General features: G+C 59.9%; 21 protein-coding genes. 12 read left to right on the top strand and 9 right to left on the bottom strand.

Annotated features, from left to right (window positions below; genetic code table 11):
- Positions 1–27: 27 nt before the first annotated feature.
- On the bottom strand, positions 28–969 hold the full coding sequence (locus ABD720_RS02460) for a LysR family transcriptional regulator (protein WP_344761628.1): 942 nt from the start codon (positions 967–969) through the stop codon (positions 28–30).
- 133 nt (positions 970–1,102) lie between these two features.
- Here ABD720_RS02460 and ABD720_RS02455 point away from each other — a divergent pair, with 133 nt between their 5' ends.
- The 3 genes from ABD720_RS02455 to sorU all read left to right on the top strand — a co-directional run bounded on the left by ABD720_RS02455 (position 1,103) and on the right by sorU (position 4,490).
- Entirely contained in the window at positions 1,103–2,302 is a 1,200-nt protein-coding gene (locus ABD720_RS02455) for a urate hydroxylase PuuD (protein WP_344761627.1), read from the top strand.
- A 594-nt stretch (positions 2,303–2,896) separates the two neighbouring features.
- Positions 2,897–4,150 carry a SorT family sulfite dehydrogenase catalytic subunit gene (gene sorT, locus ABD720_RS02450; protein ID WP_344761626.1) on the top strand — a complete coding sequence of 418 codons (1,254 nt, stop codon included), beginning with the start codon at positions 2,897–2,899 and terminating at the stop codon, positions 4,148–4,150.
- Between the two features lie 10 nt (positions 4,151–4,160).
- Positions 4,161–4,490: a SorU family sulfite dehydrogenase c-type cytochrome subunit gene (sorU, locus tag ABD720_RS02445; RefSeq protein WP_425547899.1), complete on the top strand. Its 330-nt coding sequence runs from the start codon at positions 4,161–4,163 to the stop codon at positions 4,488–4,490.
- A 643-nt stretch (positions 4,491–5,133) separates the two neighbouring features.
- Here the strand turns inward: sorU and ABD720_RS02440 are convergent.
- From ABD720_RS02440 to ABD720_RS02430, 3 genes are read right to left on the bottom strand one after another with little or no spacing between them, the layout of a single operon-like run.
- Complete coding sequence (locus ABD720_RS02440) at positions 5,134–5,904, bottom strand: ABC transporter permease (protein ID WP_344761625.1); 771 nt, start codon at positions 5,902–5,904, stop codon at positions 5,134–5,136.
- A gap of 57 nt (positions 5,905–5,961) precedes the next feature.
- Positions 5,962–6,756, bottom strand: coding sequence for an ABC transporter ATP-binding protein (locus tag ABD720_RS02435; RefSeq protein WP_344761624.1), 795 nt, complete (start codon positions 6,754–6,756; stop codon positions 5,962–5,964).
- A gap of 17 nt (positions 6,757–6,773) precedes the next feature.
- Positions 6,774–7,763, bottom strand: coding sequence for an ABC transporter substrate-binding protein (locus tag ABD720_RS02430; protein ID WP_425547902.1), 990 nt, complete (start codon positions 7,761–7,763; stop codon positions 6,774–6,776).
- Between the two features lie 353 nt (positions 7,764–8,116).
- Here ABD720_RS02430 and polA point away from each other — a divergent pair, with 353 nt between their 5' ends.
- From polA to ABD720_RS02410, 4 genes are all read left to right on the top strand, one after another.
- On the top strand, positions 8,117–10,864 hold the full coding sequence (gene polA, locus ABD720_RS02425; RefSeq protein ID WP_344761622.1) for a DNA polymerase I: 2,748 nt from the start codon (positions 8,117–8,119) through the stop codon (positions 10,862–10,864).
- Positions 10,865–11,008: 144 nt separating this feature from the next.
- Positions 11,009–11,896 (top strand): dienelactone hydrolase family protein, encoded by an 888-nt coding sequence (locus ABD720_RS02420; protein WP_344761621.1) that lies wholly within the window; start codon positions 11,009–11,011, stop codon positions 11,894–11,896.
- Positions 11,897–12,121: 225 nt separating this feature from the next.
- Positions 12,122–12,793, top strand: coding sequence for a ZIP family metal transporter (locus ABD720_RS02415; RefSeq protein WP_344761718.1), 672 nt, complete (start codon positions 12,122–12,124; stop codon positions 12,791–12,793).
- Positions 12,794–12,930: 137 nt separating this feature from the next.
- Entirely contained in the window at positions 12,931–13,542 is a 612-nt protein-coding gene (locus tag ABD720_RS02410; RefSeq protein ID WP_344761717.1) for a PEP-CTERM sorting domain-containing protein, read from the top strand.
- Here ABD720_RS02410 and ABD720_RS02405 read toward each other — a convergent pair.
- Genes ABD720_RS02405 through ABD720_RS02395 form a run of 3 tightly spaced genes read right to left on the bottom strand, consistent with a single transcriptional unit; the run spans position 13,539 to position 16,454 of the window.
- Positions 13,539–14,396 carry a sulfurtransferase gene (locus ABD720_RS02405; protein WP_344761620.1) on the bottom strand — a complete coding sequence of 286 codons (858 nt, stop codon included), beginning with the start codon at positions 14,394–14,396 and terminating at the stop codon, positions 13,539–13,541. The genes ABD720_RS02410 and ABD720_RS02405 overlap by 4 nt on opposite strands.
- Positions 14,397–14,405: 9 nt before the next feature.
- Positions 14,406–15,344 (bottom strand): DMT family transporter, encoded by a 939-nt coding sequence (locus tag ABD720_RS02400; protein ID WP_344761619.1) that lies wholly within the window; start codon positions 15,342–15,344, stop codon positions 14,406–14,408.
- Between the two features lie 9 nt (positions 15,345–15,353).
- Positions 15,354–16,454 (bottom strand): aromatic ring-hydroxylating oxygenase subunit alpha, encoded by a 1,101-nt coding sequence (locus ABD720_RS02395; protein ID WP_344761618.1) that lies wholly within the window; start codon positions 16,452–16,454, stop codon positions 15,354–15,356.
- Positions 16,455–16,753: 299 nt separating this feature from the next.
- Between ABD720_RS02395 and ABD720_RS02390 the strand changes: the two genes are divergently transcribed.
- From ABD720_RS02390 to dxs, 3 genes are read left to right on the top strand one after another with little or no spacing between them, the layout of a single operon-like run.
- On the top strand, positions 16,754–16,996 hold the full coding sequence (locus ABD720_RS02390) for an exodeoxyribonuclease VII small subunit (RefSeq protein ID WP_344761617.1): 243 nt from the start codon (positions 16,754–16,756) through the stop codon (positions 16,994–16,996).
- Positions 16,993–17,925: a polyprenyl synthetase family protein gene (locus tag ABD720_RS02385; protein WP_425547898.1), complete on the top strand. Its 933-nt coding sequence runs from the start codon at positions 16,993–16,995 to the stop codon at positions 17,923–17,925. The genes ABD720_RS02390 and ABD720_RS02385 overlap by 4 nt, the downstream gene beginning before the upstream one ends.
- A 1-nt stretch (position 17,926) precedes the next feature.
- The gene (dxs, locus tag ABD720_RS02380) at positions 17,927–19,795 is read left to right on the top strand and encodes a 1-deoxy-D-xylulose-5-phosphate synthase (protein WP_344761616.1); all 1,869 of its coding nucleotides are present in this window, start codon (positions 17,927–17,929) and stop codon (positions 19,793–19,795) included.
- A 233-nt stretch (positions 19,796–20,028) separates the two neighbouring features.
- On the opposite strand, the gene ABD720_RS02375 is transcribed toward dxs, so the two are convergent.
- Both ABD720_RS02375 and ABD720_RS02370 read right to left on the bottom strand, forming a co-directional pair.
- A complete protein-coding gene (locus ABD720_RS02375) occupies positions 20,029–20,262 on the bottom strand; it encodes a hypothetical protein (protein WP_344761615.1) in 234 nt (77 codons plus the stop codon).
- Between the two features lie 406 nt (positions 20,263–20,668).
- The gene (locus ABD720_RS02370) at positions 20,669–21,226 is read right to left on the bottom strand and encodes a cob(I)yrinic acid a,c-diamide adenosyltransferase (protein ID WP_344761614.1); all 558 of its coding nucleotides are present in this window, start codon (positions 21,224–21,226) and stop codon (positions 20,669–20,671) included.
- Between the two features lie 101 nt (positions 21,227–21,327).
- On the opposite strand from ABD720_RS02370, the gene ABD720_RS02365 reads away from it, so the two are divergent.
- Both ABD720_RS02365 and ABD720_RS02360 read left to right on the top strand, forming a co-directional pair.
- The gene (locus ABD720_RS02365; protein WP_344761613.1) at positions 21,328–22,737 is read left to right on the top strand and encodes an FAD-binding oxidoreductase; all 1,410 of its coding nucleotides are present in this window, start codon (positions 21,328–21,330) and stop codon (positions 22,735–22,737) included.
- 96 nt (positions 22,738–22,833) lie between these two features.
- Positions 22,834–23,715 (top strand): LysR substrate-binding domain-containing protein, encoded by an 882-nt coding sequence (locus ABD720_RS02360; protein ID WP_344761612.1) that lies wholly within the window; start codon positions 22,834–22,836, stop codon positions 23,713–23,715.
- The last annotated feature ends 52 nt before the right edge of the window (positions 23,716–23,767 follow it).

Here is a 23,767-nt window from a genome sequence, read left to right as displayed (position 1 = left end):
TTTGCCGGCGTTGTGCTTCGCATTCGTTCACCGCATGGTCAGCCCTTTCGCTGCCCCGGTAATCAAATCGCGCAACCACTTGTGCTCATTCGACTGATGCACCCGATCATGCCAAAGCTGGTAATACCGCATCTTCGGAAACTTCACCGGCACCGTGAACCGCTTGAGCGGTAGCGTCTTTTCATAAAACCGCAAGAACTGTTCACCGGTCGTCAATACCAGGTCCGTCTGCGTCAGCATGTACGGAATCAATCCGAAGAACGCCGATTGCACGGTGACGTTGCGCTTCAGGCCCTGCTTGGCCAGGAAGCCTTCGATGACACCGTTGTAGCCGGCCATCGTCTGTGCCGGCGCGACATGCGGCAGGCTCAGATAATCCTCGACCGTCATGGCGTCCGGGCCGGTGCGTTTGGCGTAGGCACATTCGCTGTGCATGAAGCAGGCAATCGTGTCTTCGAATAATTTCGACAGGTGCAGGTGGGCCGGCGGTTCGCCCCAGTTGGCGATGACGAGGTCGAGGTCGCCGTCCGACAGCAGGCGGATGTAGTCGATTTCCGGGCCGAGGCCGTGGATCACCAGCTTGCTCTTCGGCGATTCGCGGCGCAGGCTGGAGACCACGTTGGGCAGGAACTGGCTGTCCAGATAATCCGGTGCGGCGATGTGGAATGTACGTCCTTCGTCCTGCGCGATGAACGGGACCTTGCGCACGAACAGGCGCTCGGTTTCGACCAGGATGCGCTTGGCCGGTTTGAGCAGGCTTTCGCCATGCTGGGTTGGTACCATGCCGCGCGCGCCACGCACCAGCAGCGGGTCGCCGGTCAGCTCGCGCAGTTTGCGCAGCGAAGCCGAGATCGACGGTTGTGGCTGGTTCAGTTTCAGGGCCACGCGCGAGACGCTTTTTTCGGACAGCAGCATGTACAGGATCCGGATCAGGTGGATGTCGAGATGGTCGGGAAGTTGGCCGGACATGGCATTGCCTTATATTGAATCGGGTATGTGAAATATACGGTAAGTTGCATGAGTTGAGCGCCGTTTTTCCGTATCTTTCAGAGACTGGTCGCAGTGTTTGCGAGGGCTGTCGAATTTCAATCACGGGGACTGCATGGACGCTTTTTTACTCACGTACGGAATCGACTGGCTCAACTTGCTGGTGCGCTGGTTGCATCTGATTACCGGCATCGCCTGGATCGGCGCGTCGTTCTATTTTGTCTGGTTGGACAACTCGATCCGCCCGCCCGCGCCCGGCTCCGAGCTCGCTTTGCGGGGTGTCTCCGGCGAACTGTGGGCGGTGCACGGCGGCGGTTTTTATAACCCGCAAAAATACCTGGTAGCGCCGGCGACCTTGCCGCCGACACTGCACTGGTTCAAGTGGGAAGCCTACTGGACATGGATCTCCGGCTTCTCGTTGCTCTGCATCGTGTACTACTTCAATGCGTCGGCCATGATGATTGACCGCTCGGTGGCCGACCTGTCGACCTGGCAGGCGGTTGGCATCGGACTAGCTACGCTGGTCATCGGCTGGACCGTCTACGACCTGTTGTGCCGCTCGCCGCTGGGAAAGCACGACGCCCTGCTGGGGATCGTGATGTACGTGCTGATTGTCGCTGCCGGGTTCGCGCTGTCAAAGCTGCTGAGCGGACGCGCAGCGTACATCCACGTCGGTGCGATGCTGGGCACCATCATGGTCGGCAATGTGCTGATGGTGATCATGCCTGGCCAGCGCAAGATGGTCGCGGCGATGCAGGCAGGCCAGGCACCGGCGGCGATCCACGGCCAGCGCGCCAAGCAACGCAGTGTGCACAACAATTACTTCACGTTGCCGGTGCTGTTCATCATGATCAGCAACCATTACGCGATGACTTACAGCCATGCCTGGAACTGGCTGGTGCTGGCGGCAATGATGGCAGCCGGCGTGCTGATCCGGCATTTCTTTAATCTGCGCCACAAGGGGCGTGTTGCGTGGGGATTTCCACTGGCCGGTGTGGCGATCCTGATTGCCGTCGCCGTGGCGATTGCGCCGAAGCCGGTGGTGCGCACTGCGGCAGTGGTGGATTTCGGGCAGGTGCAGGCGATCGTGGCACAGCGCTGTGTGGCGTGTCACGCCGCGCATCCGACGCAAGCGGGTTTTTCGGCGGCGCCGCTGGGGGTGCAACTGCATCGGCCTGAACTGATTCGGCAGCATGCAGCGGCGATTTACAAGCAGGTGGTGCAGTTGAAGGCGATGCCGATCGGGAATCTGACGGGGATTACCGAAGATGAACGGGCGGTGATTGGGACGTGGTACGAGGCGGGGGCGAAGTGATTGGGTGGGGGTGGCTATCCTTGGCAAGAGCGGGTGGTATGGAGGTGGCACGCTACAAAAGCTAGTTTCCGGGGTCAGAGTTTTTTTTCGCGGGGGGTATCGCGAAAATTACTCTGGCCCCGCAAACGGATTGCGGAGTGCAGCCACGGCGCACGAGGCTCTCCGTAATTAATTGACTCTGACCGTAGTTAATCGGTCGTCGCGCACCGGCCGGCAGCTTCGGCCGCGATCAGCGTGCTCTGGAATCCGCAAGCAGGGTCAGAGTAATTTTCGCGGTGAAGCGTTGCGAAAAAAAACTCTGACCCTGGTTGCTGCCGAGGTGGTTTGCCACGGTTGGCAAGAGCGGCTTGTGCTGAGGTCGCATGCTGCAAAAGCCAGTTTCCGGGGTCAGAGTTTTTTTTCGCAGGGGGTATCGCGAAAATTACTCTGACCCCGCAAACGGATTACGAAATACTGGTAATCGCGCTGTCGCAGAGCCATGATCAATTGACTCTGACCCTAATTAATTTTGACTCTGACCCTAATTAATCTGCCTCGACAAAACCCATCTTCTGTCAATACACTCTTCCACCAATATCAATAACGGAGACAGGGATGCCACTCAAGCAAAACCAAAAGACAGACGGCACGGCGCAGCTTGCCAGTCCACGCCGGCGCCATCTGCTGGCCGGCAGCGCGGTCGCCATGACGGCTGCCGGATTGGCCGTATTCAGCCGGTCTGCCATGGCCCAGGCGGTGGTGAGCACGGTGCCAGCCGCCAAGCCCTTGCCGGCGTATGTCAACTGGAAAAATCCAGGCGCGATGATCGTACATACCTCCAGCACGCTGGAGACGAAGCGCAGCGCTTTTGGCACCAGCATCATCACGCCCACCGATCAACTCTATATCCGCAACAACTTGCCGGCGCCAGACGCATCGATCATTGCCGATCGCGACGAATGGATAGTGTCGGTCGAGGGCGTGAAGCATCCACGCACCCTGAAGGTCAAGGACCTCAAGGCAATGGGATTGGAGACCACGGTGATGGTGCTGCAGTGCTCGGGCAACGGACGGGGACTGTTTCCCAACAAGCCGAGCGGCACACCCTGGCAAGTCGGTGCCGCTGGCTGCGTGGTCTGGAGCGGGGTACCGGTTCGCACGGTCGTTGACTCGCTGGGTGGCATCAACGGCGGCATGCCTTACATGACGGGCACCGGCGGTGAAAAGCTACCCGAAGGGATCGATCCGAAAAGCGTGATGGTCGAGCGTTCTGTACCCGTCAAGGCAATGGCCGATGCGCTGCTAGCCTGGGAAATGAACGGCGAACCGATTCCGCTTGCCCACGGCGGCCCCCTGCGTCTGATCGTGCCGGGCTATACCGGCGTCAACAACGTCAAGTACATCAAGCGCCTGGCGTTCACTGCCGAGCAGACCGACGCCGCGATCCAGAAAACCGGCTACCGTATTTCCCCGCCCGGGCAGAAGGGCGATCCGAGTCATCCGTCCGTGTGGGAAATGGGTCCCAAGTCATGGATCAATTCTCCTGCGCCGGACTCCGGCCCGGTGACCGCCGGTCCGGTGCAGATCAAGGGCGTGGCATTTGGCGGAATCAATGCGGTGAAGTCGGTGGACGTGTCCGTCGATGGCGGAAAAACCTGGTTGCCGGCGCGGCTGGTTGGTCCGGATATGGGGCGCTACGCGTGGCGGCAATTCGTGCTGCCCACGACGCTTCAGCCGGGCAGTCACACAATTGCGTGCGTGGTTGTCGACGTGGAAGGAAACCGGCAGCCGGAGGGACGGCTGGAAAACGCTGGCGGCTACAACAACACTAGCTGGCGCGATCACGCGCTGACCATCAACGTCGTTTGAAAGAAAGCGCATGACCTCGAAAATTCAAACGTTGATTGTCGTCATCGGCATGGTGGCATTGCAGTGGGGTTCCGGTGCCTTTGCACAGGACCATGGGGAGGCCGGAAAAAAGCTCTTTAATCACACTGCCGTTCCTGCCTGCGCCGTGTGTCATACGCTCAAGGACGCTGGCGCTGCTGGTGAAACCGGACCCAGTCTGGATGAACTCAAGCCCGACGCATCTCGTGTGGAAAAGGCCGTTCGCAATGGCATAGGTCAGATGCCTGCGTTTTCCAGCCTCAGCGATGAACAGATTAAAACTTTGTCGAAGTATGTTGCCGAGGTGGCAGGCACCAGGTAGTGCCGGCAGTGGTTGCTGCGGTGCTTGCGCGCGGGATTCTTTGTAATTAATTGACTCTGACCCTAATTAGTTGACCATCGTGCATCGGCAGCTGTGGTCGCGATCTGCGTGCTCCGCAATCCGCAAGCAGGGTCAGAGTAATTTTCGCGGTAAAGCATCGCGAAAAAAAACTCTGACCCTGGTTGCTGCCGAGGCGGTTTGCGACCGTTGGTAAAAGCAAATCGCGTGATGTGGTTTGCGACTGTTGGCAACCGTTGGCAACAGCGGGTGGTGCGGGTGTGCGGAGGTGGCACGCTGCAGACGCGAGTTTCCGGGGTCAGAGTTTTTTTTTCGCAGGGGTATCGCGAAAATTACTCTGACCCCGCAAACGGATTGCGGAGTGCAGCGTGTGGCGCATCGGCAGCTGAGATCGCGATCTGCGTGCGTTGGAATCCGCAAGCAGGGTCAGAGTAATTTTCGCGGTGAAGCGTTGCGAAAAAAAACTCTGACCCTGGTTGCTGCTGATGTGGTTTGCGGCGGTTGGTAAAAGCGAAAAACGAAAAGCAAAAAGCGAAAAGCGAAAAGCGAAAAGCGGTTGGTATGGTCTGCGATCGTTGGTAAAAGCACCGGCCAGAATCTGCCGGCGCACGTGGGCTACGTCAGCCTACTTCCCACCCCGATGCGCCCACCCCGTCGTGCGCCGTTCGATCACCGCAAACAATTCATACATCGCCATCGCCATCGCGCCAATCACCACCAGACCGGCAAACGCCAGCGGCATCTTCATCGACGAGCCGGCCGATACCAGCAAATACCCGATGCCTTCATTCGAGGCATTCATTTCCGAGACCGTCGAGCCGACGAAGGCGAGCGTGATCGCGACTTTCAGCGATGCAAAAAAATACGGCATCGAGCGTGGCAGGCCGACCTTCAGCAGCACATCCATGCGCCGCGCACCGAGCACGCGCAGCACATCTTCCATCTCCGGTTCCATCGTCGCCAGTCCGGTGGCGATGTTGACCATGATCGGAAAGAACGAAATCAGGAACGCCGTCAGGATCGCCGGTCCGGCACCGATGCCGAACCAGACCACGAGGATCGGTACGAAGGCGGCTTTCGGCAGCGCGTTGAAGGCCGTCATCAGCGGGTACGCCGCCGAGTACAGAAATGGCGACGAGCCGATCGCAAAGCCGAGCAGCATGCCGACCACTACCGCAATGCCGAAGCCGGTCATGGTGACCCAGTATGTACGCCACGCATGCCCGGCAATCGGCCCGGCGAATTCGACCATGGCGTCGAGGATGGCCAGCGGGCTAGGGAAGATGAATTCGGAAACCTGGAACACGCTGCAGATCGCTTGCCACACCAGCACGATGGCCAGCAGCAAAAGCCAGGGCGCGAACTGTTCGACACGGTGGCGAAAAGGGGAGGTCATCGGATTACTCTTTCAGGAAATAGGGTGTGGCCACACAGTCAATGACGCGGCTACCCATCAGGTGGTGCGCACGCGGCCGATATGCTCGCGCAGTTCATGGACCAGCGCCGTGAACGGTTCGGTATAGGTCAGCTCCAGGTCGCGCGGACGTGGCAGCGGGTTTTCCTTGCGGGCGACGATGCGGCCCGGGCGCTTGCTCATGACGTAGATGGTGTCGGCCAGGAACGCCGCTTCGCGCAGGTCATGCGTGACCAGGATCACGTTGAAGCGGCGCTCGGTCCACAGGTCGCGCAGCACGCACCAGAGTTCTTCGCGGGTGAAGGCATCGAGCGCGCCGAACGGTTCGTCGAGCAACAGCATTTTCGGTTCATGGATCAGCGCGCGGCAGATCGAGGCGCGCTGCTGCATGCCGCCCGATAGCTGCCACGGAAACTTGTCGGCGTAGCCGTCCAGCCCCACCGTCGTCAGCAGCGCCAGCGCACGCGCGACATTCTTTGCCTTGTCGCGCTTGAAGTTGCTGCGATACGGCTCGACGATTTCGAGCGGCAGCAGCACATTGTCGAGCGTGGTGCGCCACGGCAGCAGGGTCGGTGCCTGAAACGCCATGCCGACGATCTTCAGCGGGCCGGTGACGGCGGCGCCGTCGATGCTGATCTGGCCGCGGGTGGGTTTTTTGAGGCCGGTGGCCAGCTTCATGAAGGTGGATTTGCCGCAACCCGACGGTCCGACAATGGCAATGAATTCGCCCTGGCGGGTTTGCAGCGAAATGTCTTCGACGGCAAATTCGCTGGTGCCGTCGTAGGCCAGGAAGACGTGTTGAAAATCAACGAAGGACGTGTTGGGCGTGCTCATGAAAGACTCTGCTCGCCTTATTTCGGAAACACGTTCAGTTCGGCCTTGGACGGCAAGAACGTACCGTTCCAGACTGCTGCAGGATCAATCCGGGTCTTGGTTGCGTAGGCGTCCGAGACCTGTGACGCCATCAGCGACAGGCGCGGCAGCGATATCTGGCCGAAGCCTTCTGCCTTGGCATTGGGCGTGGCAATCGCGCTGGCAATGGCCAGTTTCAGACGCCGTGCTTCGAGCTTTTCATCGACCAGGCCATCGCGTTCCTTGACGACTTTGGCGGCGGCGTCCGGGTCGGCCATCACGTCTTTGGCGGCTTTGGCGAAGGCGCGCAGGAAGCCTTTGATGGCCTCGGGTTTTTGCTTGACCATCGCTTCGGAGGCGATGATCGCGTTGCCGTACAACTTCACGCCATAGTTCGGAAACATCATCACGACGATGTCTTCATCCTTGATGCCGCGGGCGTTCAGGTTCAGCAGCGAGGTGAAATAGAAACCGGTGATGGCATCGACATCGCCACGTGCCAGCATGGTTTCGCGCAGGGCAGGGTCCATGCTGATCCAGTTGGCCTTGGCATTATCGAGCTGGTTGGCTTTGGCAAAGACCGGGAAGCCGCGCCGGCCGGCATCGAACACCGGTGCGCCGAGCTTTTTGCCGGCCAGGTCGGCGGGCGTTTTGATGCCGGATTTTTTCAGGGCGAAGACGGCGGCTGGCGTGTCGTTGTAGACCATCATCACGCCGACCGGTTTGCTCGGCGCGGTCGGATTGTTGCCGACGAATTCCATCAGCGCGGCCATGTCGGCAAAGCCCATGTCGTAGGCGCCGGAGGCAACCCGATTAACGGCGTTACCGGAACCGTTGCCGGCATCGATCGTCACATCGAGTTTCTCTTGCGTGAAATAGCCTTTGGATTTGGCGACCAAAAACAGCGCTGCCGGTCCCTCGAAACGCCAGTCGAGCTGGAACTTGATTTTGGTGTCTTCAGCGAAGGACGGTGCGGACAACGTCGCCATCACGAGAGCGGCGATCCAGCGAATACGGCGTGATGCAAACATGAAAGCCTCTTGGTAGGTGAAGATCAGGGCGGAACCATGCGGCGGCATGATTCCTGATTTGCGGCTCAGGCCAGCTGCACCAATGACAGTGCGCGGCGCACCAAAGAGTGTCATGGGGCGTGCGCGGCAGAGTTAGGTGGCTGGCTATAACCGGTATGCAATCTCCCTGCAGCAACATGTGTGCCACGGTGCTAGCTGCTGTGCCGTTGCGCTGTCAGGCCCGGCGTGAACTCTGCGATAATCCGCTTCACCCTGACGCGGCCCGCCTGCGTCGACTTCACTGTTCATGTCCAATTTTCGATCCGGTCCCCATGCAAAATACCCTGTTGTTAGTCGATGGTTCCAGCTACCTGTATCGCGCCTTTCATGCGCTGCCTGACCTGCGCAACAAGGAGGGTGCGCCGACCGGTGCGCTGTACGGCATGATCAACATGCTGCGCCGCCTGCGCAGCGATTTTCCGGCGGCGTACATTGCCTGTGTCTTCGATGCCAAGGGCAAGACCTTTCGCGATGACCTGTATGCCGAGTACAAGGCCCAGCGTGCCTCGATGCCGGAAGACCTGGCGCGCCAGGTCGAACCTATCCATGAAGCGGTGCGGGCCATGGGCTGGCCGCTGATCATGGTCGATGGCGTCGAAGCCGATGACGTGATTGGTACGCTGGCCGTAGAAGCGGTCAAACACGGCATGAAGTCGGTGATCTCGACTGGCGACAAGGACCTGGCGCAGCTGGTCAATGACGATGTCATGCTGATCAACACGATGAGCAATGAACGGCTCGACCATGCCGGCGTGGTGGCCAAGTTCGGCGTGCCGCCCGAGCGCATCGTCGACTACCTGACCCTGATCGGCGACACCGTCGACAACGTGCCGGGCGTCTCCAAGGTGGGCCCGAAAACCGCCGTCAAATGGCTCACCCAATACGGCACGCTCGATGGCATCGTCGAGAACGCCGCCAACATCGGCGGTGCCGTCGGCGAAAATCTGCGCGCTGCGCTGGACTGGCTGCCGCAAGCCAAAGTGCTCATTACCGTGAAGACCGATTGCGACCTGACCGGGCACATGGTGTCGATCCCGGAGTCGCTGCAGGCTGCCGAGCAGGACCCGGCCAGGATGATCGACTTGTACTCGCGCTTCGGGTTCAAGACCTGGTTGCGTGAAGCGACCGGGGATGATGGCAGTGCGCGCCCGACGCCGTCGGCAGCAGTGGAGATTGCGCAGGGCGGCTTGTTCGATGCGCCCGCCGCACCGGCCGAACAGCGTTACGAAACCATCCTGACCGAAGCCGACCTGATGCGCTGGCTGGCGGTCATCGACCAGGCCGCATTGACTTCACTCGATACCGAAACCACCTCGCTGGTGCCAATGCAGGCGCAGCTGGTCGGCATCTCGCTGTGTTGCGAGCCGGGTGTGGCGGCCTACATTCCGGTTGCGCACCGCTACCAGGATGCGCCGGCCCAGTTGTCACGCGAGCTGGTACTGGCGACATTGCAGGCCTGGCTGGAAGATCCTGCCAAGCCCAAGGTCGGCCAGAACCTGAAGTACGACAGCCATATTTTTGCCAACCACGGCATCACCCTGCGCGGCATTGCGCACGACACCATGCTCGAATCGTATGTCTTCGAATCGCACCGCAGCCATGACATGGATAGCCTGGCGCTGCGCCATCTGGGACGCACCACGATCACCTTCCAGGAAGTCTGCGGCAAGGGCGCGTCGCAAATTTGTTTTGATCAGGTCGAGCTCGGCCGCGCCACCGAATACGCCGCCGAGGATGCCGACATCACGTTGCAGTTGCATCAGGCGATGTGGCCGCAAGTGGCTGGCGAAGAGTCGCTGACTTTCGTCTACGAACAGATTGAAGTGCCCACCGCCGTCGTGTTGCAAAAGATCGAACGCAATGGCGTGCTGATCGATACCGGCATCTTGCAGGTGCAGTCGCATGAACTGGGCAAGCGCATGCTGGAGATCGAGACCTCGGCCTACGAGCTGGCAGGTCAGCCGTTCAACCTGAATTCGCCGAAACAGATCGGCGAGATTTTCTTTGAAAAACTGCAGCTGCCGGTGGTCAAGAAAACCCCGTCCGGCGCGCCGTCCACCGATGAAGAAGTGCTGGCAAAACTGGCCGAGGATTATCCGTTGCCGAAAGTGCTGCTGGAATACCGCAGCCTGTCGAAACTGAAATCGACCTACACCGACAAGCTGCCAAAAATGATCGACCCGACCACCGGCCGGGTCCACACCAATTATGCGCAGACGGTGGCGGTGACCGGTCGGCTGGCCTCGAACGAACCGAACCTGCAGAACATCCCGATCCGCACCGCCGAAGGCCGCCGCATCCGCGAAGCCTTCGTCGCACCGCCGGGCAGCGTGATTGTCTCGGCGGATTATTCGCAGATCGAATTGCGCATCATGGCGCATCTGTCGGGCGATGCCAGCATGTTGCGGGCGTTTGCCGACGGCATCGATATTCACCGCGCCACGGCTGCCGAAATTTTTTCCACTACCTCGGCCGAGGTCACCACCGAGCAGCGCCGTTATGCCAAGGTGATCAACTTTGGCCTGATCTACGGCATGAGCGCGTTCGGCCTGGCCGGCAACCTCGGTATCGAACGCGCTGCTGCGCAAAGTTACATCGACAAGTACTTCGCCCGCTTTGCCGGGGTCAAGCAATTCATGGACGAAACGCGTCTGAAAGCCAAGGCGCATGGCTACGTCGAAACGGTGTTCGGTCGGCGCCTCTGGCTGCCCGAAATCAATTCGCCCAATGGTCCGCGTCGCCAGGGTGCCGAGCGCGCCGCCATCAATGCGCCGATGCAGGGTACCGCTGCCGACCTGATCAAGCTGTCGATGGTGGCAGTGCAGAATTGGCTGGAAACCGACCAGCTGAAATCACTGATGGTGATGCAGGTGCACGATGAACTGGTGCTGGAAGTGCCGCAGGATGAACTGGAACTGGTACGCGTCAAACTGCCGGCGCTGATGGCGGGCGTGGCGACGCTGAAGGTGCCGCTGACGGCCGAGGTCGGGATCGGCAAGAACTGGGATGAGGCGCACTGAGGTGACGTGGTCAAGCACAGTCGTTCAAGCGCAGCAGTGTCAATCTGGCTATGATTGCCGCTGCAATTGTGTAGTCGAGCAATGCACTGGCGGCAGTACTTTTACAGTAGCGCAGCGCCCCCCACCTTCACATAAAGGATAGCCATGGATGACCAGATGCAGCAGGATGCCAAAAGCCTGATTGGTGCAAGCGCTTTTCCGGACGGTTTCGACCGCCGCACGTTCATGAAAGTCTCGATCGGCACCGGCATCGCGGCGGCCGCCTTGCCGGTCGCAGCACAGACCATGATCAAGACCGATACCGACGGCCTGACCGCCGGTACCATCAAGATTACCGTCAACGGCAAGGAAGTCCCGGTGTACCGTGCGCAACCGGCTGGCAAGAAAGACCTGCCGGTGGTGCTGGTGATTTCGGAAATTTTTGGTGTGCATGAGCACATCGCCGATGTGGCACGTCGTTTTGCCAAACTCGGTTATCTGGCACTGGCACCCGAGCTATTCATTCGCCAGGGCGATGCGTCGGCCTATTCTTCGATTCCGGAACTGATCAAGGAAGTGGTCTCGAAGGTGCCCGACCAGCAGGTGATGACCGACCTCGATGCCGTGGTCGCGTATGCCAAAGCCAATGGCGGCAATACCGACAAACTCGGTATCACCGGATTCTGCTGGGGTGGTCGCATCACCTGGCTGTACTCGGCACACAATCCGAAGGTCAAGGCCGGTGTGGCATGGTACGGCCAGCTACTGGGCAACAAGTCGGAACTCAATCCGATGTCGGCCGCCGAGCTGGCGCCGACGCTGACCGTGCCGGTACTGGGACTGTATGGCGGCAAGGACACCGGTATCTCGCAAGACAGCATCGCGACCATGAAAGCCGCGCTGGCCAAGGGCAGCAGCAAATCCGAATTCATCGTGTTCGCCAATTCCGGTCATGCCTTTCATGCCGATTACCGGCCGAGCTATGTCGAAGCCGATGCGAAGGAAGGCTGGAAGAACTGCCTGGCCTGGTTCAAGGCACACGGCGTTGCGTAACTAAAAAAGGCCATTTTCGCTGCGACGAAAATGGCCTGGGCGCCGCCGCCCGGTTGCGCCGGTTTGCCCAAAGCACTCCCGCCGTGTTCTAATTTGGCCCCTTCCGCCTCACTACCTGGGACTACCATCAATACCACCCTGCTTTCGATTTTGCTCGCCACTACCATCGCGGGGGTATTCAGCATTTCTGCAGCTGCGATATTTTCATTCGGATTGCTGTCCAAGATGGTCGAGCGCATGGTCAGCCTGTCAGTCGGGATCATGCTGTCGACGTCGTTCCTGCATGCGTTGCCGGAAGCCTTCGAATCGAAAGCCGATCCGCGCACCCTGTTCGCCACATTGCTGGCGGGCTTGCTGGCCTTCTTCCTGCTCGAAAAAACCGCCATCCTGCGCCACTCGCATCATCACGAAGGCGACGGTCACGAGCATCACCATGGCCACGATGCGCACGAAGCCGGCAAGGCCGGGTGGATGATCCTGGTCGGCGACGGATTGCATAACTTTACCGATGGCATTTTGATCGCTGCTGCGTTCCTGGCTGATCCCGGCCTGGGGCTGGTGACGGGCCTGGCGATCATTGCGCATGAGATTCCGCAAGAAATAGGCGATTTTATCGTCCTGTTGAATGCCGGGTTCTCGCGCAAGCGCGCATATTTCTATAACCTGATCTGCAGTTTGATGGCGGTGCTGGGCGGCCTGCTCGGCTACTTTACGCTGGAGCGCGGGATGGAGTGGATCCCCTACGTGCTGGTGTTTGCGTCATCGGGATTCATCTATATTGCCGTCAGTGATCTGATGCCGCAAATGCAGCGTCGTGCGACGTTGCGCGAGACCATTCCGCAGATCATGCTGATCGGTCTGGGCGTGGTGATCGTGCTGTTTTTGACGCGGCATTGAGTGCTGCGTTATTGCTGCGTTATTGCTGAGTGAATGCTGCGTTATTGCTGCTTTTTTTTCGGTTTCACTGTTATTATTTTCTCTACTTTGTAGCTTCTAAAAACATGCTTTCAGAAAAGAGAATGACATTGAAACGAATGTTCGGCTGGTCGGGATTTTTGTACTTTTCGTTTCTGCTGATGATGGGGTCGCAGGCTAATGCTGACAACCTTCGGCCCGGCACGGAGAGTTTTGCATCGGTCGAGCAGAACCTCTCGGGTACCTTCGATTATCGGGTGTTCACCTTTGCCGGATTTCCGGTCTCGGCCGATCTACCGGTGCTGAACATGGTGGACTTCTATTTGCCCTATTTTTCGGACATGGGGCTGACCAGAATCGAGGCGCCCGAGGACTGGGTGTATGGCATCGAGAAAAATAATGATCTGTTCGGCGTTGGCGGCGGCGTCCTGCATTTCTCGACCAGCGCTCGCGATTCCGTGTTTCAGGACTACGGGCAAATCTTCAGTTTTCAGTCGGTGTTTAGCGGAATCAATAGCCCGTATATGCAAATCCTTGCCGGTGTCGACAGCAATGCAGTCGCCTACAATATCGGCCTCGGTTCGCAACTGATTCCGGGCAGCCCGATGGCGCTGGCCGCCTTCGCCTCGCCAGTGCCCGAGCCATCCAGCATGGCATTGCTGCTGGGCGGCCTGGTCGTACTGGGTGGGGTGTCCTGGCGACGCCGCCAAGGTACCGCTGGCAGGTTCTAGCTCTCGGACGTTCCGGTCGCTACCGGCCTGGCTGGCACGGCACTCCATTCGCTCCACGACCCCGGATACAATGCCGCGCCGGACAAGCCGGCCACTTCCATCGCCAGCATATTGTGGCAGGCCGTCACGCCAGAGCCGCATTGCATGACGCTGGTGCCCGGGGTGCCGATCAACGCACTGAACTCGGCACGCAACTGATCGGCGGGTTTGAAGCGGCCGTTCGGTAACAGGTTGTCCTTGAAAAACCGGTTCTTCGCGCCAGGAATATGGCCGCCGACGCGGTCCAGTGTTTCGTTCTCGCCGCGAAAGCGGTCGGGGGCGCGGGCATCGACAATGGTCAGTGCGGCGCTGTCGAGATTGGTCATGACCTGATCGACATCGACTGAGCGGGTCAGTGAGGGCCGGGCACTGAAGTTGCCGCGCACCGCCGGATCTGATTCGGACACCAGTTGACCGCCTGCCGCCGCCCATGCCGCCAGGCCACCATCGAGCACCGCAACCCGGCCGTGCCCGGCCCAGCGCAACATCCACCACAGGCGTGCGGCAAACATGCCGCCATGCGCATCCACGGCAATGACCTGCGTGGTGTCGTTGACGCCAAGCCGGCGCATCGTCTCGACAAAATCGGCCAGCGCCGGCAGCGGATGGCGGCCACGGAAAGCGCCATCGGCTGCGGTCTTTGCGCCTGACAGATCGTCATCCAGATGCGCCATGCGCGCCCCGGCGATATGTCCGGCAGCGAAGGCATTGCGACCGGCTTCGGGATCGGCCAGGTCATGCCGGCAATCGATCACGATCTGGTCCGGTGCCAACAGGTCCAGCTGGTTTGCGGCAATCAACGTTTGGTATGACATGCAGAACTCCTAGATTTCGGCAGCGATCGGATCGGAGGCGGGCACTTTGATACCGCGCACGCCAGCGGCCTTGATGCTGCGGGTGTTGTAGTAAGTGGCGACCAGACCGCTCGACAGGATCACGGCAATACCGGTCCAGCCCATCCAGCCCAAGACATCCTGCCACAACAGCACGCCCCAGACACTGGAAAAAACGATGCCGGTGTATTGCAAATTCGCCGTCACCAGCATCTTGCCGAGCCGATAGGCGCGCGTCATGGCCATTTGCGCGATGGTGGCGCAAACGCCTATCGTCACCAGCAACAGCAAGCCGGTCATCGTATGGGTATGCCAGACCGTCGCGTTGCGCAGCGCATCGGGAGCGAGCAGGGTGCCGCCCAGTCCGGCCAGCATGCTGGTCAATGAAAAATAAAACACCACCCGAAATTCCGGTTCGCCCAGTTGTCCGAGCTGGCGCACCTGCATGTACGCAAACGCCGACAGCATGCCGGACGCCAGCCCGATCATGCCGCCCAGCCATTGCGAGGCGTGCATCGACGGCTGCAGCAGCAGCGTCACGCCAATAAAACTGGCCAGAATCGCGGCCAGCATGCCCAGTTCGAGTTTGCGCACCCCTTGCCACAATCCGACCACGAACAGGATCGCAGCGATCCAGATCGGCGAGGTGTAATTGAGTGTCATGGCCATCGACAGCGGCAACTGCGCGATCGCATAGAACCACATCCAGAAAGCAGTGACGCCAACCACGCCGCGCCACAGGTGCTGGCCGGCAAAAGACGTGCGCAACGAGTGTCCGCGCAGCAGCACCAGCGCGCCGATGAACAGCACTCCGATGCCGCCCCGATACATGACGATTTCGGCGGTGCTGTAATAGCTAGAGGCCAGCTTGACGCAAACGCCCATGATGGCGAAGACGAAGGTCGCCAGCAGCATCCAGAGGGATTGCATGCTCAGGACTCAGAGCGCAATTTGCGCCCGATACCACTCATGGAAATGCTGCATGCCGTCTTCCATCGGCGACTGGTACGGACCGACTTCACTGACGCCGCGCTTGAGCAGTATCTTGCGACCGGCATCCATGCGCAGGGCGATTTCATCATCCTCCACACAGGTTTCCATGTAGGCGGCACGTTCGGCCTCGATGAACTCGCGCTCGAACAGCACGATCTCTTCGGGGTAATAGAACTCGACCACGTTGGTGGTCTTTTGCGGACCGGTGGGCCACAGCGTCGACACCACCAGCACATGCGGATACCACTCGACCATCACGTTCGGATACAGCGTAAGCCAGATCGCGCCATAGTCGGGCACCGCACCGTTGCGGAATTTCAGGACCTGTTCCTGCCACTTGCGATATTTGGGTGAGCCTGATTTGGTCAGGCCCTTGTTGACGCCGACGGTCTGCACGCTGAAATGTTCGCCGAACTGCCAGGTCAGGTCATCGCAGCTGACGAAGCTGCCCAGACCCGGATGGAACGGTTCGACGTGGTAGTCCTCCAGATAGACTTCGATGAAAGTTTTCCAGTTGTAATCGCAGTCATGGACTTCGACATGGTCCAGCTGGTAGCCCTCGAAATTCAGGGCCGGCATGACATCGAGCTGGCCGAGTTTGCCAGCGACGTCGAAACCGTTCTTCTCGAACAGCAGGCCATTCCAGTTTTGCAGCGCCGTGTTGGACAGGTTCAGGCAAGGGGTTTCGGCAAAGTGCGGCGCGCCGATCAGTTCCCCTTTGAGGTCGTAGGTCCAGCGATGCAGCGGACAGACAATGTTGGCCGCATGGCCGCGGCCATTCAGCATCTTGGCCTGGCGATGGCGGCAGACGTTCGACAGCAGTTCGATGCCGTGCGCATTGCGCACCAGCATGCGACCTTCGTCTTCCCATGGCAGGGTCGCGTAGTCGCCTGCCTCGGGCACCATCAATTGATGGCCGGCATAACGCGGTCCCTGCTGGAACAATTGCTGGATTTCCTGCTGGTATAACTTTTCGTCGAAGTAGACGTTGACCGGAAGCTGCGCGTCGGAGCGCGCCAGTTTGGCATTAGAAGCCAGATCGGACATCCCCACCCCCAAATTAATTTGCACCAACCTAAGAGAGAAAGAACCCGCAAAAACCTGTGTTCAAATAATTTGAAAAGGGAATTTTTGGACAGAACCGGCGATTATACCCGACGGCAATTGATCGGCTGCATCGGTTTGGTATTGCCGCAGCGTCGTCAATCGCGTTAGTGCGTTTCTCCGGTTTGCATATCTAGTCAGGTTCGTCCATTTCAAGAGCGATCCCGGGATCGGTATCTTTTCGGCCCCGCCCGGTGGATTGCTCTAAAATGACGCTCTTCTACTTCCCCCCTTCGTGCGCCATGTCAAAAAAACTTCCCGCCGCAGACACTCCGGCTTCGTTCGAAGAAGCCATGGCCGAACTCGCCAGACTGGTGGCGCAAATGGAAGCCGGCGAACTGCCGCTGGAAGCCTCGGTGGCAGCCTACAAGCGCGGCTCCGAGCTGGTCAAATATTGCGCCGTGCAACTCGACAAGGTCGATAGCCAGGTCAACGTGCTGGAGGGCGAGATGCTCAAGCCGTTTGCCGGCGAGGTTGATGAATGAGTGCGTTGTCTGAAGTGGCGCCCGAGGTGACTGAGCCGTCCGCATTCGCGCACTGGATGAGCGCCACCCAGGCCGCCACCGAAGTCGCGCTCGACGCCCATCTGCCGGCGGCCGGCCAGTTGCCAGCGCGGTTACACGCGGCGATGCGCTACGCGGTACTGGATGGCGGCAAGCGGGTGCGGCCATTGCTGGTACATGCCGCAGCCGCGCTGTTCGACGCCGATGCGGCCTGTGTTGAACGGGCAGCACGGGCCGCGTCGGCAGTCGAAATGATCCATGCCTATTCGCTGGTCCACGACGACATGCCCTGCATGGACGACGATGCGCTGCGACGCGGCAAGCCAACGGTGCACGTGGCCTACGACGAAGCCACCGCATTGCTGGTCGGCGATGCATTGCAATCGCACGCCTTCATGCTGCTGGCCGGGATGACGATCGAACCGGTGCGGGCCGTAGCGATGGTCACCGTGCTGGCGCAGGCGTCCGGTTCGGCCGGCATGTGTGGCGGGCAGGCAATCGATCTGGACAGCGTCGGCGTGGCCCTGAGTTTGCCGCAGCTGGAACAGATGCATCGCCTGAAAACCGGGGCCTTGTTGCGCGCCTCGGTGCTGCTCGGCGCCTGGTGCGCAACAACGCCGAGCGCCGCCGAACTCGGCGCGCTTGATGCCTACGCGCAAGCGATCGGCCTGGCGTTCCAGGTCATCGACGACGTGCTCGACGCCACCGCCGATTCGGCCACGCTGGGCAAGACCGCCGGCAAGGATGCGGCAGATAACAAACCCACTTATGTATCGATTCTGGGGCTTGCGCCATCGCGCGCCCTGGCAGAAAAATTACGCAGTGACGCGCACCAGGCCGTCCTGCCATTCGGAGACAAGGCACGACATTTACGCGACCTCGCGGACCTGATCGTGCAGCGGAAAGCCTAGTATGGAATTGCTGAAAAAAATCAATCAACCGTCCGATCTGCGTCGCTTGCCACGCAGCCAGCTCAACGCGCTGGCCGATGAATTGCGCGGCTTCGTGATCGACTCGGTCTCGAAAACCGGTGGCCACCTGTCGTCCAATCTGGGCACGGTCGAACTGACCATCGCGTTGCATTACGTCTTCAATACCCCCGAAGACCGGATCGTCTGGGATGTCGGCCATCAGACGTATCCGCACAAGATCCTGACCGGACGGCGCGATCAGATGCATACCTTGCGCCAGCGCGATGGCATTTCGGGTTTTCCGCGCCGCGCCGAAAGCGAGTACGACACCTTCGGCACCGCCCATTCCTCGACCTCGATTTCAGCTGCGCTCGGCATGGCGCTGGCCGCCCGCACCAAGGGCGAGTCGCGTCATGCAGTGGCGGTCATCGGCGATGGCGCGATGACGGCTGGCATGGTGTTCGAGGCCATGAACAATGCTGGCGTTTATGACGACATCAATTTGCTGGTAATCCTGAACGACAACGACATGTCGATTTCCCCGCCAGTGGGCGCGCTGAACCGCTATCTGGCGCGGCTGATGTCGGGCAAGTTTTATGCGGCGGCCAAGCAGGTCGGCAAGACGGTGCTGCCCGGCCCGGTGCTGGAGCTGGCCAAGCGTTTTGAAGAACATGCAAAAGGCATGGTGGTTCCTGCCACCATGTTCGAAGAATTCGGCTTCAATTACATCGGCCCGATCGACGGCCATGACCTCGACTCGCTGATCCCGACGCTGCAGAACCTGAAGAATCTCAAGGGTCCGCAATTCCTGCACGTGGTCACCAAAAAAGGCCAGGGCTACAAGCTGGCCGAGGCCGATCCGGTGCTGTACCACGGACCCGGAAAATTCAATCCTGCCGTCGGTATCAAACCAGCCGCACTGCCCGCCAAGATGACCTACACACAGGTCTTCGGCGACTGGCTGTGCGACATGGCCGCGCACGACAAGCGCCTGATCGGCATCACGCCGGCCATGCGCGAGGGCTCGGGCATGGTGCGTTTCGAGCAGTTGTTTGCCGACCGATATTTTGATGTCGGCATTGCCGAACAACATGCCGTGACCTTTGCCGCCGGCATGGCGACCGAAGGCCTGAAACCCGTACTGGCGATTTACTCGACTTTCCTGCAACGCGGTTACGACCAGCTGATCCACGACGTCGCGCTGCAGAACCTGGATGTCACGTTCGCCCTCGACCGCGCTGGCCTGGTCGGTGCCGATGGCGCCACCCATGCCGGCAATTACGACATGGCCTTCCTGCGCTGCATTCCGAACATGGTGGTGATGGCGGCCTCCGATGAAAACGAATGCAGGCAGATGCTGACCACGGCCTATCAGTACAACGGTCCGGCAGCAGTGCGCTACCCGCGCGGTGCCGGTACGGGTGCTGAGATCGTGAGCGCACTTACCGCGCTACCGATGGGCAAGGGCGAAGTGCGTCGGCAGGGCGAGCGCATCGCAATCCTCGCGTTCGGCACGATGGTGGCGCCGAGCCTGGCTGCCGGCGAGAGTCTGAATGCAACGGTAGCCAACATGCGCTTCGTGAAACCGCTCGATGTCGATCTGGTCAGGCAGCTCGCGCTGACGCACGATGCGATCGTGACGGTGGAAGAGGGGTCGATCATGGGTGGTGCCGGGTCGGCGGTGGCCGAAGCACTGGCGGCGGCGGGGATCGTGCGGCCGGTTTTACATCTCGGATTGCCGGACCGGTTTATCGATCATGGGGATGTCGCGCAGTTGCTGGCGGATTGCGGGTTGGATGCGGGTGGGATTGCGGCGGCGATCCTGCAGCGTTTTCGGGCGGGCGATACGCGGTTGGCGGTTAGCGGTTAGCGGTAGCTAAAACGGTTGCGCTCCGTGGAGGCAAGCCGGGGGCGGCCCGGCAGCCGGTCACTTCTTTTTGCTTCGCCAAAAAGCAGTAACCAAGAAAAAGGCGACCGCAAGACCGCTGCCCTTCGGGTTCCCAAAAACCGGGTACGGCAAGAGGGAGACCCGCAAACTCGCTGCGCTCAGACAGTGCGGGTCTCTGATCCTCTTGCCGTACCCGGTTTTTGGCAGCGATCTTTTTACGCGGAATTCAAGGTCAAGACCAAGCCCAGCCTTTGAACTTGCGAGATGGTCTGGCTCGCTTTGCGCGAGAAGGCTGGCTCGTCGATATCGACATCGACTTCAAAATCAACGTCAAAATCAACGTCAAAATCAACGTCAAAATCAACGTCAAAATCAACGTCAAAATCAACGTCAAAATCAACGTCAAAATCAACGTCAAAACCAAAACCTACAAGGCTTTTACAAGCCATCTTTCTCGCGCAAAGCGAGCCTGACCATCATTCAATCACCAAGGCTGGGCTTGGTTTTGACCTTGAATTCCGCATAAAAGGCCGCTGCCAAATACCGTGGCTGGGCAGGGGATAAGAGGGTCGCACTGTCTGAGCGCAGCGAGTTTGCGGCCCTCCCCCTGACCGGGCACGGTATTTGGGAACCCGCAGGGCAGCGGTCTAGCGGTCGCCTTTTTTTGCTTACTTTATTTGGCGAAGCAAAAAAAGTGAGCGGCTGCCGGGCCGCCCCCGGCTTGCCTCCACGGAGCGCAACCCGTTTTAGCTTCCGCAGACCCCAGACCCCAGACCCCAGACCCCGCAGGAGGCGTGCCGCACCTAGTGCTTCCCAGCTCAACCCGCGGTTCAGCAGACCAAGCACTGGCGCCAATCACAAATCCCGCGAGCGATCCTTCTGCCACAACACATCGCTGCCACCACCAAACCGATTCAGCACCCGCGACAACACAAACAGCAAATCCGACAACCGATTCATGTACTGCCGCGGACTGTCATTGAGCGTCTCGACCTTGCCAAGACTGACAATGACCCGTTCAGCCCGCCGGCACACCGTACGGCAGACATGCGCCTGCGCCGCAGCACGCGAACCGGCCGGCAAAATGAAGTCTTTCAGCGGCGGCAGGTCGGCATTGTATTTTTCCAGCAGGTCGTCGAGCCGCGCGACCTGGGCGATGGTCACCATCGTGTAGCCGGGAATGCACAGCTCGCCGCCCATGTCGAACAGGTCGTGCTGGATCGAGATCAGTTCTTCACGCAAGGCCGGTGGCAATTCCTCGCACAGCAGCAAGCCGATATGCGAATTGAGTTCGTCGACGTCGCCCATTGCGTGCACGCGCAAGGCATCCTTGTCGATGCGGCTGCCATCGCCCAGTCCGGTGGTGCCTTTGTCGCCGGTGCGGGTGGCTATCTTGGAAAGTCGGTTGCCCATGATGAGTTGTCAGTGGTGGTCGAAGGGAGTCCGAGGATACGTCAAAACATCCACCCTTGCTATTTACGGAGAGTAAAATCGGCTCCCAAAGGAGTTCCTGTATGAATCATCTCGTCAATCTGGCGGCCCTGAAAAAGCCGTTGCCGCCGGCGCTACTGGCACAGCTCCATACCTTGCTCGGTGAACGTCTATCGACCACGCAGGCGATGCGCGACCACCATGGCCGCGATGAATCCGCCTACGGGCCGATGTTGCCCGATGCCGTGGCGTTCGCCCATACCACCGCAGAAGTCGCGGCGATCGTGGCGGCTTGCAGCGCGCATGGCGTGCCGGTGATTCCGTACGGTTCCGGCACCTCGCTCGAAGGCCATACGCTGGCGCTGCAGGGCGGTATCTCGATCGATGTGTCGCAGATGAATGCCATCATCGCCATCCACGCCGAAGACCTGACCGTCACCGTACAGGCAGGCGTCACCCGCAAACAGCTGAACCAGGAAATCCGCACCACCGGTCTGTTCTTCCCGATCGATCCCGGTGCCGATGCCTCGCTGGGCGGCATGGCTGCGACCCGGGCTTCCGGTACCAACGCCGTGCGTTACGGCACGATGCGTGAAAACACGCTGGCGCTGACCGTGGTGACCGCCGATGGCCGCATCATCAGGACCGGTACCCGCGCCCGCAAATCCTCGGCCGGCTACGACCTGACGCGCCTGTTTGTCGGCAGCGAAGGCACGCTGGGCATCATCACCGAAGTCACGGTGCGACTGTATCCGCAACCGGAAGCGATCTCGGCAGCGGTCTGCTCGTTTGGCAGCGCCGGCGATGCGGTCAATGCGGTGATCCAGATCATCCAAATGGGCATTCCGGTGGCGCGGGTCGAGTTCCTCGATGAAAACGGCGTGCGGGCAATCAACGCGCATGACCATCTCGGTTTGCCGGAACAACCGTTGCTGCTGTTCGAATTCCATGGCAGTACCGCGTCGGTGGCCGAGCAGGCCGCGCAGGTACGGGACATCGTCGGCGAGCATCAGGCCACCGGATTCGAATGGGCCACCAAACCGGAAGACCGCTCGCGGCTGTGGGCGGCGCGGCACAATGCGTATTTCGCATTGCTGCAAATGCGACCCGGCTGCCGCTCGATTTCCACCGATTGCTGCGTGCCGATTTCACGCCTGGCCGAATGCATCCTGGAGACCAAGGCCGATTGCGAAGCGCACCAGATGATCTACTCGATCATTGGTCATGTCGGCGATGGCAACTTCCATGTGCTGATGATGGTCGACCCGGACGATCCGGCCGACATCGCGCAGGCCGAAGCCATCAATGCACGGATGGTGACGCGGGCGCTGGCGATGGCCGGCACCTGTACCGGTGAACACGGGGTCGGCCTGCACAAGATGGATTTTCTGGTGGAGGAACATGGTGAGGAGGCGATCGACACCATGCGCGCGATCAAGCATGCGCTGGACCCGACGAACATCATGAATCCGGGCAAGATCATTCGCTGGTAAGGGATACAAGGGCTGGATCAATGCGCCTCCCTGCGCTCACGAAGAACACCCGAACCCGTCACCGGCCACCACCGATTTACTTTTTCAAGAAATGTCATGGCCTCACGCTTACCTCCGGTTCACGCCCTGTCGGCTTTCGAAGCCGCTGCCCGCTTCCAGTCCTTTGCCCTGGCGGCCGACGAGCTCTGCATCACGCCATCGGCGCTGTCGCACCGCATTCGCCTGCTCGAAGACTTTGTCGGCGAACGCCTGTTCATCCGCGATAGCCGCAGTGTCACCGTGTCCGAGTTTGGACGGCGCTACCTCGACGTGGTGCGTTCGGCATTGCGGGCGCTGAATGATTTTCCGATGCCGCACCGCGGTGCAGCCGCCCAACCGCGTCTGAAAATCACGGTGCCGCCGACCTTTGCACGCTATCTGCTGGTGCCGCACCTGGCAAAGTTCACCCGGCGGTATCCGCACATCGCCGTCGAACTGTTTTTGTCGGTGCCGCTGTACGACCTGAGCCTGTCCGAAAGTGACATCGAGATCCGTTTTGGCGCCGGCAACTACGCCAATATCGAGACACGCAAATTGTTCGAGGAGCCTGCTTTTGTCGTTGCCAGTCCGGCGTATCTGGACAGTATCGGTGGCGTGGCGAGCCCGGCCGATCTGAAAAAAGCCAACCTGCTGCGTTCGGCGCTGGAACCCTGGCAACCCTGGTTCGAGGCAGCCGGCCTGGATTGGGTGGAGCCGAGTGCCGGTTTGCGGGTCGATGATCTCGGCTTGCTGCTGGAGTCGATCAAGCATGGTCACGGCATCGGCCTGACGCGCCAGCATTTTGCCGAGGACATGATTGCCAGTGGCGAGATCGTGCGCCTGTTCGAGATCGAGCTGCGCTCACCACCCCATGCGTACTATTGCGTTTATGAAAAGTCAGCCATCGAGCGACCGGAAGTCGCGCTCTTTGTCGACTGGTTGCTTAGCGTATTTAAGTAAGGTAGTCACGCCTTTTCGTGTCGAAAACAAGAATTTGACGGTCGCCGGACGC

Origin of the sequence: Actimicrobium antarcticum, from assembly GCF_039536745.1 — a bacterium.
GTDB classification, from domain to species: Bacteria; Pseudomonadota; Gammaproteobacteria; order Burkholderiales; family Burkholderiaceae_D; genus Actimicrobium; species Actimicrobium antarcticum.
Note: the sequence above shows the minus strand (reverse complement) of the source record. Positions and strands in the feature narration are given on the sequence as shown.